This window comes from Novosphingobium sp. NFX11 (assembly GCF_057376415.1).
Map to the genome: position 1 here is coordinate 927,661 of NZ_CP080385.1, position 12,703 is coordinate 940,363.

Consider the following 12,703-nt stretch of genomic DNA (forward strand, 5'->3'; position numbering starts at 1 on the left):
CAGCACCGGGAACACTCACGGGCAATAGCCGGGCGCCTTGCGCCTGACGCCGTGAGAGACACCTGGGAAGGAAGACAATGAGTTCCAGAGCTCTAGTATGCACCCTCATGTTAGGCGTGAGCACTCTCGGACTGACACGCCCCGTGCTAGCACAGGATCAAAGTTCAACGGGGCTGGACGTGCCAGCGGAGAAAGCACCAGCCGCAGAAGACGATGTTGCCGCAACGCCTCAAGACATCATCGTCACGGGTTCGCGTGTCATCAGGGACGGCTCGGCCAGCCCGACACCGCTCACAACCGTATCGACCGAAGCGCTGCTGGCGGCCTCCCCTTCGGGCACGATCTCGGATGCGTTGAATAATCTTCCGGTGTTCTCGGGCTCGCGTAATTCGTTCAGCAACCCTGGTTCCAACGCCACCGGCGTGCAGGGCGGCAACGGTGCCGCCAACGTCCTAAACTTGCGCAACCTGGGCACATACCGGACCCTCGTACTGTTCGACGGGCACCGTATTCCGCCCACGCTCTACAACTCGACCGTCGACGTCGATCTGATCCCGCAGGAACTGATCCAGAGCGTCGATGTCGTCACCGGCGGCGTTTCGGCAGTCTACGGCTCCGACGCTGTCTCGGGCGTGGTCAACTACGTGCTGAACAAGAAGTTCAACGGCTTCCGCGCCCATGCCGAGGCCGGCCTCTCGCAGTACGGAGATGCAGCGACCCGCAACATGGGCGGCGCAGCGGGCTTCGACGTCGGCGATCGCGGACACTTCGAGGCCAGCGTGCAGCACCGAGAGGCCGATGGCATCCTCCACCGCGTCGGTTCGCGCAGCTGGGACAACCTGGCCGCGCTGCAGGGCACGGGCTCGGCGACCAATCCTTATGTGCTGGACCAGGACGTGCGACTGGCTGCCTACAGCTTCGGCGGCAAGATCGCCTCGGGCGTGCTGGCCAACAAGACGTTCAACGCCAACGGCGTCCTCAGCGCCTTCGACGCCGGCACCTCGACCAACACCTCGTGCTGCCAGATCGGCGGCGACGGCGCCTACCAGGACGCCTCGATGATCTCTCCCTCGCGCGCGACGCAGCTGTTCGCCCGCTTCGACTATGACCTGACCGACGACGTCCACGTCTATGTGCAAGGCGCCGCCAACCTCAAGAAGAATAAGTCGTACACCGGCTGGAACGTCCTCAACGGCCTGACCATCAGCGCCGACAACGCTTTCCTGTCGCAGGACATCCAGGACCAGCTCGACGCCGCCGGGCAGACCACCTTCAAGATGAACGAAATCTGGTCGGGCGCCCCGCGCATCGAGGCGATGTCGAAGACCCGCCAGATCTACGTGAATGCGGGGATAGACGGCAAGCTGGGCGACTGGAACTGGGACGCGACGTACACGCACGGGTCCTCGCGCCTGAAGACAGTTATCAGCAACATCCCCAACCAGCAGCGCCTTGCCGCCGCGCTGGACGCCGTGGTCGATCCGGCGACCGGCAATGTCGTGTGCGCGGCCTCGCTGGTCAACTCGGCCTATGCCAACTGCGTCCCGCTGAACCTCTTTGGCCCCACCGCGTCGAGCCAGGCCGCGCAGGACTATGTGCTGGGCAGCGTCGGCTTCCTGACGCACACCAACATGGACGCCGCCGATGCCGCGATCAGCGGCACCCCGTTCGACACCTGGGCCGGCCCGGTCAACCTCGCGGTCTCGGCCGAATGGCGCCGGGTCTCGTTCGACGCATCGAGCACCGCGACCGCCACCGACTATGCGGACTGCACCAACCTCACCTACAACTGCAGCGTCACCACCGCGACCACTTCGGCGACGGCACTCTATCCCACCACCTTCCCCAACAGCGACACCGTCTCGCAGAGCGTCAAGGAAGCCGCACTCGAAGTCGAGGTGCCGCTGCTCAAGGACGTTCCCCTCTTCCGCTCGCTCAAACTGAACGCGGCGGCGCGCTATACTGACTACAGCACCAGTGGTGACTACTGGACGTGGAAGATTGGCGGTGTGTGGGAGGTCAACAACGACCTCAAGCTGCGCGGTACCATGTCGCGCGACATCCGGGCGCCCACGCTCTACGACCTGTTCCAGCCGACCACCGTCGTCGTGGGCACCTACACCGACGTCGCAGGCAACAAGTCTGTCTATGTGCCGTCGATCAACAACGGCAACCCGGATCTGACCGCGGAAGTCGGCCGTACCTACACGGCAGGGGCCGTCTACAAGCCAAGCTTCCTGCCCAGCACGACCTTCACCGTGGACTATTACCACACCGTCGTTTCTGACGCGATCACCACGGTACAGGGCTTCAACGCCGCCACACAGCAGGCCTGCATCAACACCGGCCTGTACTGCAACCTGATCGAACGCAACGCCGACGGCGACGTGACCGCATTCTACATCCGGCCGGAAAACATCGCCAAGGTAAAGACCTGGGGCATCGACGTCGAAGCCTCCTACGCCGGCCGCCTGTTCGACAAGGCGCTCAGCCTGCGCGTGCTGATGAACTACCAGCCGCACATCTACTACGAGCAGCCGGGCATCGCGACGATCGACCAGGGCGGCGCGGGCTGGGGCCAGAACGGTCTGATGCCCAGCCCGAGTGTGCAGGTTTCCGCGTTCCTGGGCTACCAGCTGACGGATTCGATCAAGCTCGACCTGTTCGAGAAGTTCCGCAACAAGTTCCGCCGCAGCGGTGTCGAGGCGCAGGTGTTCGCGGACGAATACGTCAGCAGCTATGCGACCACCAACCTGACGCTCACCTTCGATACCGGTTCGGCATGGAAGCTCCAGGACGGCGCGTTCTACGTCAGCGTGAGCAACCTGTTCAACGCCAAGCCCCCGCTCAGCGGCTACTATTCGGGCCAGAGCTCGGCCGGGCAGTCTTATTCGTTCTCCGACGATCCGACCGGCCGCGCCTTCCTCGTGGGCTTCCGTGTCAAGGGCTGAGGCGGGAGATGAACAGCAAGGCGCTCCCGATAACCGCAGCGATAAAGGCAACCGTGGGCGCGGCGCTCCTCCTGCTGGGCAGCCAGCAGACGGCGGCTAAATCGCCAGTTCAGGCCGCTCCGGCGGTCAAGACCACTTTCGTGCCGCTCGCGCGCGGGTGCCGGGGGTGCTATACGAACCGACAGTGCCCGGGCCCAAGGCCGCGACCGCCGTGTTCGCGATGCATTCCTCGGCGGACTACCTGAGCTTTTCCGCTTGCACCGAACTGGCGCAGCGCGGCTACCGGGTCCTGTGCGCCAACAACAGCACCAGCAAGTCCGGCGCCGCCAACGACGGCATGCTCGACCAGGTGCTGGTCGAGGCCAAGGCGGCGGTCTCATGGCTGCGGCGGCAGCCGGGCGTGCGGCACGTCGTGCTGCTGGGCCACAGCGGCGGCGGTACGGTGATGAGCGCCTACCAGTTCATCGCGGAGGGTGGCCTCGGCGCCTGCCGCTCGGCCGAAAAAATCTGGAAGTGCCCCGGCAGCCTGGCGGATCTGCCCCCGCCGATGGCGTGATGCTGATTGATTCCAACTGGGGCCTTGGCGCGATGACGCTGTTCAGCATCGACCCAGCCGTGAAGACCGAGGACAGCGGCACCGCGCTTGACCCGGCGCTGGACATGTACAATCCCGCCAACGGCTTCAGGGCAAGTGGCTCGCATTACCCGGCCGCCTTTACCCGCGCCTTCCTCAAGGCCGAAGGCGCCCGCAGCAACGCCCTGATCGCCAGCGCCGAAGCGCAGCTGGCCGCGATCGAGGCAGGCAAAGGCCCCTACTCGGACGATGCGCCCTTCGTGGTGCCCGGCGCGATCCTGCTCGGCAGCAACAACAAGTTGTTCTCGCAGGACGTCACGCTAATGGCGCACACGCGCAAGCCCTGGCCGCTGCTCCACGCCGATGGGAGCATGACTAACGGGATCATTCCCACCGTACGCGTGCCGGAGAACCAGCATAGCCAGACCCCTCGCTGATGAAGGGCGCGCTCAAGACGACGGTGCGCAATTACCTCAGTTCCTACGCGATCCGCACTGGCCCAAACTTCGCCTACGACGCGAGTTCAGTGCACGGCGTGGAGTGGACCTCGACGTATGCCAGCCCTCCCGGCAACGTGCAGGGCATCACCGCCCCGCTGCTGGTGATGGGTATGACCGGGCACTGGGAATACCTCGCCAGCGAAACGATCTACGAACTCGCGAAAAGCCGGGACAAGTCGATCGCCTTCGTCGAAGGCGCGACGCATCTCTACGACACCTGCAAGGCCTGCGAACACACGCCTGGGCAGTTCGGCGATACGCTGACGACAACCTACGACCATATCGACGGCTGGCTGAGCAAGCCGGGACGCTTTACCGATCGTCCCCATTGAGGCTGCCGGCCCGAGAGGCGTCGTAACAATACAAAAAGGAATGAAGATGCGCAGCAAGCTGGGCCACTCGGCTCTCGTCGCCTCGGGCCTTGCCGCCCTGGCATTCGCCGGTGCCGGCCATTCGCAGACGGCGGCTCAGGCGATGCCGACGACCATCGGCCATGACGCGCAATTGCTGATCACCGCAGTTCCCGCGCGAGGCAAGGCCGCGCTGTCGGTGACGAGCCCGGCCTTCGCCGCCGGCGCCGACATTCCGCTGGCGAGCACGCAGTACGGCGACAACCAATTCCCCGGCCTTGCGTGGACCCGTGGTCCGAAGGGGACGCGCTCCTACGTCGTCGTGATCCAGGGCATGCTCGGCAAGGACGGCGCGCTGGAGGCCCGCACCAGCATCCATTTCGTCGCCTACGACATCCCGGCAGGGACCACCTCACTAACGCAAGGGATGACCACGCTGCCCGCAGGCGCCGCCTATGGCCCGAACGTCCACGGCCCTGCCGCCGCCTATGCCGGGCCGCATACCCACGACGCCAGCCGTCACCCCTATCACGCGCAGGTGTTCGCGCTGGACTCCGCTCTGGATGCCCGCGCCGGGGCCAGCTTTGCGGCGCTCAGGGCGGCGATGGCGGGCCATGTCCTCGCCTCGGGCGAACTGGTGGGCTTCGCCGCGAAGCCCGCGTCGGCGCTGGGCGCAGGCGAACTCGCCGCATCCGTGCCGGTCAGGGTCGAGACCGGGCAGATCACCGGCGGTCCCGGCCGCGATACGTCGGTCGCGGTCTACAAGGGCATCCCCTATGCCGCGCCGCCGGTGGGCGATTTGCGCTGGCGCGCACCTGCCCCGGCCCTGCCCTGGACCGGCACGCGCAAGACCGAGACCTTCGGCCACGCGTGCCCGCAGCCCGGCGGCGAGATGGCGCGCGGCATGGCGCAAAGCGAGGACTGCCTTACGCTCAACGTGTGGTCGGGCGCCAAACCGGGCAGCGGCGAGAAGCGGCCGGTCTACGTGTGGATCTATGGCGGCGGGTTCATCGGCGGCACCGGCGCCAGCCCGGAGTTCGACGGCGAGGGCCTGGCGAAGAAGGGCGTGGTCGTCGTGACCTTCAATTACCGCGTCGGGGCGCTCGGGTTCCTTGCAACGCCAGAACTGAGCAAGGAGTCCCGCCACGGTGCCTCGGGCAATTACGGATTGCTCGACGATATCGCGGCGCTCCAGTGGGTCCAGCGCAACATCGAGGCCTTCGGCGGGGACCCGGCGCAAGTGACAATCGGCGGGCAGTCCGCCGGGGCCGGCTCGGTCGGTTTCCTGTCGATGTCCCCGCTCGCCAGGGGGCTGTTCCGCGCCGGGATCGCCGAAAGCCACGCGCGCTATCCGCGTGATACCGAACTGCGCTACCTTTCGGTCTCGTGGCGCCCGCTCGCATCGGCCGAGAAGCAGGGCGCGAAGTACGCCGCCGATCATGGCGCGAAAACCCTGGCCGAGCTGCGCGCGATGCCGTGGCAGCAGGTGATCGAGGGCAGCGCCACGATCGACGCCGGGGTCGAGACCGGCAGCGACGGTAAACCGCCGCTGTTCCGTCCGGTGGTGGACGGCTGGGTGATCCCTAAATCGTACTGGGACACCTACCAGTCGGGCACCCAGAACCGGATCGCCTACGTCGCGGGCAACAACAAGGACGAGACCGGCGCCGTCCCCGAAACCGCCTTCGCGGCGCTGCGCGCCAGCAAGACCCCGCCCCGCGCGGGCATGCCGCAGACCAGCGTCACCGTTGCTCAGTTCGAAGCCTCCGCCCGGCGCAAGTTCGGCAAGCTGGCCAGCGAGTTCCTCAAGCTCTACCCGGCCCGCACTGACGACGAAGCGGCCCTGCAGAACAACGCCTCGGTCCGCGACAATTCCCGCGTATCGACGTGGTTGTGGGGCACGCTGTGGACCAGGGCGAACCCGCAGCCGCTGCACACCTACTTCTGGACCCACGCCATCCCGGGACCCAGCCACGATACCCGAGGTGCGTTTCACGGCTCGGAGATTCCTTACGCTTTCAACAGCCTCGACGCCCTGCCGCAACCGTGGACGGCGCAGGACCGCGCGATCGCGGAAACGATGTCGTCCTACTGGGCCAACATTATCAAGACCGGCAATCCGAACGGGCCCGGCCTGCCCGAATGGCCGGCCTACTCCGCCCAAGTGCCGCAGGTGATGGAACTGGGCGACAACTTCGGCCCAATCCCGGCAGCGAGCTCGGAAAAAGTCGATTTCTGGAAGCGTTTCTACGCCACACAGCCAGCCTGGTGAAGCGCGGCGAACCTATCTCTGCGCTATCGCCTTCGATACATCGTTGTCAGCAAGCAGGCATAGGGAAGGGCGTCCGGGACCGAGGAGATAGCGGAAGATGCCAATGCTGAACGGCGCCGAAGCAACAGTACGAATGCTTCAACTTTATGGAGTCCGCCATATTTTCGGACTGTGCGGTGACACCAGCCTTCCGTTCTATGACGCACTCGCCCGGCTCGACCACGGCATCGACCATGTCCTGACCCGCGACGAGCGCAGCGCCGGCTACATGGCCGATGCCTATGCCCGCCTCACCGGTCGCCCGGGTGTCTGCGAAGGTCCAAGCGGAGGGGGCAACCTACATCCTGCCAGGGGTAGTGGAAGCGAACGAAAGCGGTATCGCCCTCCTCGCGATCACCTCGGACATACCGGTATCCGGCCGCGGCCATTTCGCCCTTACCGAACTCGACCAGAAGGCGCTGTACGCTCCGCTGACCAAGTGGAATGCGGTGGTCGACCGGGCCGATCAGATTCCGCATCTGCTGCGTACCGCTTTTCGTGCGATGACTACGGGCCGCACCGGCGCGGCGCACATCGGATTGCCCTACGACCTCCAGAAGCACGAGATCGACGCGGATCTGCTCTGGGCCCAAAGCGAAAACGCCCGTTTCCCCGCCCTGCGCTGTGGCCCCGACCCCGACGCGGTGGAGCAAGCGGCCGAGGTTATCCTCGCGGCCCGAGCGCCGGCATTCATCGTGGGCGGCGGTGTCGCGATATCCGGGGCAGAAGCATCCCTGCGCGCGCTGGCCGAACTGCTCGAGGCACCCGTCGCCATGTCCGTCAGTGGGCACGGCGCCCTGGCCGATCGCCATCCCCTCGCTGTCGGGGTCGTCGGCACCAACGGTGGCACCCAGGAAACCCGCGAGGCCATCGCCGACGCGGACACGGTGATCTTCGTCGGCTGCCGCGCGGGATCGACCACGACCGAACACCGCACCGTCCCTGGCAGGGACGTGCGCATCGTGCACATTGACGTCGATCCGATGGCGATTGGCACCAACTATCGGACCGACGCAATTCTGCTCGGCGACGCGCGTCTGTGCCTCGACGCATTGCGCAGCGCGATTGCCCGCCGCCTCAAGGGCCGGCAACGCAGCACCGGTGCAAGCGAACGGCTGGCCTTGCTCAAGATCCGCAAGCGCGAGTCCTTCGCTCGCCTGGCCGCATCGACACAAGCGCCAATCCGCCCCGAGCGCGTCGTCGCTGCGCTTCAGGCGGCGCTTCCGCGCGAGAGCGTAATCGTTGCCGATCCCGGCACACCCTGCCCTTACTTCTCCGGCCATTTCGCGCTGGACGAAGGAAGCCGCATCATCACCAACCGCGCGCAGGGCGCGCTGGGCTTCGCCTTGCCTGCCGCGATCGGCGCCTGCTACGCCGCTCCGTCGTCCAAGGTAGTGGCAGTCATGGGGGACGGTAGCTTCGGCTTTGCCGTGGGGGAGATGGAAACAGTGGTGCGCAAGCAACTGCCGTTGACGATGGTCGTCCTCTCCAACTCTTCCTACGGCTGGATCAAGGCCAGCCAGAAGACCGGCTACGGCGAGCGATACTTCTCCGTGGATTTCAACCGTACTGACCATACCCGTATCGCCGAGGCCTATGGCGTCAAAGCTTGGACAGTGAGCGACCCGGGCGAACTCGATGCGGTAGTCCGCGCCGCGATCGCACACGATGGCCCCACACTGATCGACGTCATTTCGCAGCCGCTGGAACAATCGAACGTGCCTGTCAGCCAGTGGATGGGATGACCATGACTGACGGCGTACCACTCCGCGGCGGACCATTCGCCTATCGCGACTTCCGCTTGTTCTGGATAGCGCGGATGGCATCGATGCTATCCCAGAGCAGCCTGGTAATTGCGCTGGGCTGGCTGGTTTACGATGTCGCCCGCAGGACGATGGACGTGCGCGAGGCCGCGCTCCAGCTCGGCCTCATCGGTCTGGTCCAGTTCGTGCCGATGTTCGTGCTGACGCCGCTGACGGGCTGGATGGCCGATCGCTACGACCGCCGCCACATGGCCGGATGGTCGTGCATCGCGCAACTGGCCGGCGCGGTGGTGCTGGCCTGGATGGTCCATGACGGGCGCGGATCCCTGCTCACGTACTTCCTGATCGCGGCTCTGACCGGTATCACCCGTGCCGTCTACCGTCCGCCGATCAACGCCCTCGCACCCAACACCGTGCCGCGCCCGCTGCTCCCGCGCGCGGTCGCTGCGAACGCCGTCGCCGGGCGGGTCGGTGCGATCCTCGGCCCGGTGGTGGGCGGCTACGCCTATGCCATCGCGCCCTACTTCGCCTTCGCGCTGAGTGCGGCGCTGCTGGCGCTGTCTTCGGGCGCGCTGTTCGCGATCAGCGCGATCGAGCGGCAGGAACTCGACCGTAACCGCCATCCGCTGCGCCAGATGGTCGACGGGCTGACGTACGTGCTGCGTCACAAGCTGGTGCTCGGCGCGATCAGCCTCGACCTCGTCGCTGTGCTGCTGGGCGGGGCGACCGCGCTGCTTCCGGTCTACGCGCGAGACATCCTCCACGTCGGCCCGGCGGGCCTCGGCAACTTGCGTGCCGCGCCCGCGATCGGCGCGTTGGCTTCGGGGCTATGGCTGTCATGGAAACCGCTGGACGGCAGGGTCGGCATCAAAATGCTTGTCTCGGTCGTCATCTTCGGCATCGCCACGATCGTCTTTGGCCTGTCACGCTCGCTGCCGCTGTCGCTGGTGTGCATGGCGGTGCTGGGCGGTGCGGACATGATCTCTGTCTACGTGCGCCAGTCGCTGGTGCAGATCGCCACCCCCGATGCCATGCGCGGCCGGGTCGGCGCGATCTCCTCGCTGTTCGTCTCCGCATCCAACGAGCTGGGCGAAGCCGAGAGCGGTTTCCTCGCCGCCGCCATAGGCCCGGTTCTGGCAGTGGTGCTGGGCGGCGCCGGGACCATTGCCGTAGTTGTACTATGGGCCCGCTGGTTCCCGGCGCTGCGCAAGGCCGACAGCTTCGAGCACCACATCGAGGAAGTGGTGTCCGCTGCAGCGCCAGGAGAGCGCGGTAGCCGAATTCCTTAGGTGGCGTGAACAAATTTGGGAATGGCTATATCCCCCAGCGCCGGTCAGCCACGCTCCGGGATGGATCCCGGCCGTAAACGGAACGGCAGGTTGCAGGGAGCAGCATCAGTATAGCTGATGCTTTGGCTACGCGAGGTTAGCACTGGAGGGTCACCATATTGCTACTTGGCGCTTCAGTTGAATTCGCGGCTCCCGAACGGTCGGAAAGCGCGAGGTCGAGGCGTGCGTCAACGCTCCAACCCCAATCACTATCACAGTCACCAGAACAAGGAGCGCTGCGGGCGCCAGTAACCAAATGAGCTGAGGCATTGACCCCCTCGGCAAGGATAGCCAACCAGCGCGATGGCGCGCAAATACAGATGGATAGGGCACGACATCAGGTGCGTGGGCCCGTCATAGAAAACGGATAAGAACATCTCGAAGATGGCGGTCACGAATTCCGCCAGCATCAGGCCGGGTGGCAATAGGTCTGTCTGCCCGATCAACTAGCGCGGCAACACCCGCAATCCCAGCACCACGAGCGCCGGTGCATGATCCTGCTATTGGGCAATGGTGGAATATGTAAAGCCAGCAAAGGTCCATCATGGCGTTGGTAAAGGCCATCGCGCGGATCAGGCCTGGGGCGAACACACGGCCGGCGTGGCGGATCATTGCAACAAAGTAGAAATCTAAGAGGAATCCGCGAAATCCGTTGCAATTGCGGATCGATCGCAATAGCGGCCCTGCCAAATTGTATAAAGGGACGCTTACCGCATGATCCGACTTGTATCTCGTGGGCTGTTGTTGGGCACCATGCTGACCTCGGCAACGACAGCGTTCGCTGACGATGAGGGCAGCAAGGACACCAGCGTCATCGTCGTGACCGGTGAACGTGAACGCACCATCTCGTCCGCCGGCACCAAGAGCGCGATGCCGATCGCCGAGATTCCGCAGTCGATCAGCGTGGTAAACTCGGAACAGATTGCGCGTCTGGGGTTGCAGAACCTCAGCCAGGCACTGCGTTTCGTGCCGGGCGTCACCGGCGAACTGCGCGGCTCTAGCGCCGAAGTCTACGACCTGTTCACGCTGCGCGGTTTCGACGCCTATCAGTACCTTGACGGCCTGCGCGTGTTCTCCAGCCCGACCGGCTACGCGCAGGCGCAAGTCGATATGTCGCGTCTGGAACGTGTCGAAGTGGTGAAGGGGCCGGCATCAGCACTTTACGGCGCCAGCGGCCCGGGCGGCCTTGTCGCCATGACCAGCAAGCTGCCGCTCGACAAGGACCTGTATGGCGCTGTCAGCGCCAGCCTTGGCAATTACGATCTCTATCGTCTCGATGCCGATATGGGCGGCAAAGTAGGCGAAAATATCGGCTATCGCCTCTACGCCAGCGCCAATGGCGCGCATACGCAGCAGACCTGGGGCAAGCGTGAACGCCAGACCGTTTCGGGTGCGGTGACGCTGGGTCTTGGCGGTCCGACAAGTCTGACCCTGCTCGGCAACTACTCGCATGACCCTTATAATGGCACGTATGGCGGCTTCCCGGCCGTCGGCACGCTGTACGACAATCCCAACGGTCAGGTGTCGACGCATTTCGATGCGGGCGAGAAGGACAACCGCATCAAGCGCAACCAGGCCGCCGGAACCTTTATCTTCACGCATGATTTCGGCAGCGGCTGGAATTTCCGCTCGTCGGGCCGTTATCAGTACCTCAGCTCGAACTTTGCGCTGGTCTATTCGTCGGGCACCCTGGATGACACCCAGACCCAGCTAAGCCGTGGCTCCTACGTCGCCGACGAGTCGATGAAAAGCTGGACGTTCGACAACCAGCTGAACGGCACGGTCCAGACCGGCCCTGTCGAGCATCACGTAATGTTCGGCTTCGACAGCCAGGTGCTGCATTCGCGCGAGGAAGCCGCGTTCGGCACCGCGGATTCGATCGATATCTACAACCCGGTCTACGGCCTGACCGCCGTGCCGAAGACGGTGGACGAAGTGGTCGGCGGTGTGCCCAGCTCCTATCCGTATAACAACCGCCAGCGCGGCCTTTATGTGCAGGACGAAATGGCATTGGGTGGCCTGCGCGTGACCTTGAGCGGTCGCCAGGACTGGACCCGCGTTCACCCGATCGGTTCCGATGCGATCGAGAAGAACAAGTTCACCTATCGCATTGGCGGGCTCTACAAGCTGCCCTTCGGCCTTGCACCCTATGTTTCCTACTCGACGTCCTTCCAGCCCCAAGGCAACACGGTGGTCGACGAGAACGGCAACATCAATGGCTATGCCGACCCGTCCGTGGGCAAGCAGCTGGAGATCGGCGCCAAGTATCAGGTGCCCGGCACCCAGATCCTGGTGACCGGGGCGTGGTTCGACATCAAGCAGAGCAATGTGCTGGTCTATGTCGCGAGATCTGGGCGGCTACCAGCTCAATGGTTCGCAGCGCTCAAGGGGCGTCGAGGTCGAGGCGACGGCGCCGCTGCCGCACGGTTTCCAGGCCAAGGTGGCCTTCAACCGCCAGTCGGTGCGTGATCAGGACGGCGCTCGCGTTGTCATGGCCGGTCGCGGCGGCATCACCGGCGATCTCGAATGGGCGCCCAAGGATGGCGCGCTGCAGGGCTTCGCGCTCGGCGGCACGCTGCGTCATGTCGGCCCGGTCGCAACCGGCGTGGTGGGGCTCAATACCCCCAGCTATACGCTGGTCGATGCGCTGGCCCGGCTGGACGTTGGCACGCTTTTCCCGCGCCTTGGCGGGATGACGCTGTCGGTCAATGCACAGAACCTGTTCGACAAGAAGTACCTGACGGGCTGCTATGCCGCCTATAGCTGGTGCTGGTACGGCAATCGTCGCACGGTGGTAGCCACGATCGGCTATCACTTCTGATCGGGTATCAACGGAATTACGACGTAACGAAATGGTCTGCGCCGCGCCTTTAAGGCGGGGCGCAGACCATTTCTGATTTTGGCCGACTGCGGAACGACCCGTCTT

At 64.9% G+C, this 12,703-nt stretch carries 8 protein-coding genes and 1 pseudogene; all 9 read left to right on the forward strand.

Annotated features, from left to right (window positions below):
- Positions 1-179 precede the first annotated feature (179 nt).
- Positions 180-2,951, forward strand: a complete 2,772-nt coding sequence (locus KZO24_RS22005) for a TonB-dependent receptor plug domain-containing protein (protein WP_271182239.1) — start codon at positions 180-182, stop codon at positions 2,949-2,951.
- A 184-nt stretch (positions 2,952-3,135) separates the two neighbouring features.
- Entirely contained in the window at positions 3,136-3,507 is a 372-nt protein-coding gene (locus tag KZO24_RS22010) for an alpha/beta fold hydrolase (RefSeq protein ID WP_486487711.1), read from the forward strand.
- Positions 3,507-3,962 carry a hypothetical protein gene (locus KZO24_RS22015; protein ID WP_486487712.1) on the forward strand — a complete coding sequence of 152 codons (456 nt, stop codon included), beginning with the start codon at positions 3,507-3,509 and terminating at the stop codon, positions 3,960-3,962. The genes KZO24_RS22010 and KZO24_RS22015 overlap by 1 nt, the downstream gene beginning before the upstream one ends.
- Positions 3,962-4,357, forward strand: a complete 396-nt coding sequence (locus KZO24_RS22020) for a hypothetical protein (RefSeq protein WP_486487713.1) — start codon at positions 3,962-3,964, stop codon at positions 4,355-4,357. The genes KZO24_RS22015 and KZO24_RS22020 overlap by 1 nt, the downstream gene beginning before the upstream one ends.
- A 46-nt stretch (positions 4,358-4,403) precedes the next feature.
- Entirely contained in the window at positions 4,404-6,647 is a 2,244-nt protein-coding gene (locus KZO24_RS22025) for a carboxylesterase family protein (protein WP_486487714.1), read from the forward strand.
- Between the two features lie 97 nt (positions 6,648-6,744).
- Positions 6,745-8,431: pseudogene (locus tag KZO24_RS22030) on the forward strand (thiamine pyrophosphate-binding protein).
- A 2-nt stretch (positions 8,432-8,433) separates the two neighbouring features.
- A complete protein-coding gene (locus tag KZO24_RS22035; protein WP_271182243.1) occupies positions 8,434-9,738 on the forward strand; it encodes an MFS transporter in 1,305 nt (434 codons plus the stop codon).
- Between the two features lie 753 nt (positions 9,739-10,491).
- Positions 10,492-12,246, forward strand: coding sequence for a TonB-dependent siderophore receptor (locus tag KZO24_RS22040; protein WP_486487715.1), 1,755 nt, complete (start codon positions 10,492-10,494; stop codon positions 12,244-12,246).
- Positions 12,194-12,598, forward strand: a complete 405-nt coding sequence (locus KZO24_RS22045; protein ID WP_486487749.1) for a hypothetical protein — start codon at positions 12,194-12,196, stop codon at positions 12,596-12,598. The genes KZO24_RS22040 and KZO24_RS22045 overlap by 53 nt, the downstream gene beginning before the upstream one ends.
- Positions 12,599-12,703 lie beyond the last annotated feature (105 nt).

Excerpts from the sequence above, each read along its gene's own strand:
- KZO24_RS22015 (WP_486487712.1), top strand. The coding sequence starts at position 3,507 with ATGCTGATTGATTCCAACTGGGGCCTTGGCGCGATGACGCTGTTCAGC.
- KZO24_RS22020 (WP_486487713.1), top strand. The coding sequence starts at position 3,962 with ATGAAGGGCGCGCTCAAGACGACGGTGCGCAATTACCTCAGTTCCTAC.
- KZO24_RS22025 (WP_486487714.1), top strand. The coding sequence starts at position 4,404 with ATGCGCAGCAAGCTGGGCCACTCGGCTCTCGTCGCCTCGGGCCTTGCC.
- KZO24_RS22035 (WP_271182243.1), top strand. The coding sequence starts at position 8,434 with ATGACTGACGGCGTACCACTCCGCGGCGGACCATTCGCCTATCGCGAC.
- KZO24_RS22040 (WP_486487715.1), top strand. The coding sequence starts at position 10,492 with ATGATCCGACTTGTATCTCGTGGGCTGTTGTTGGGCACCATGCTGACC.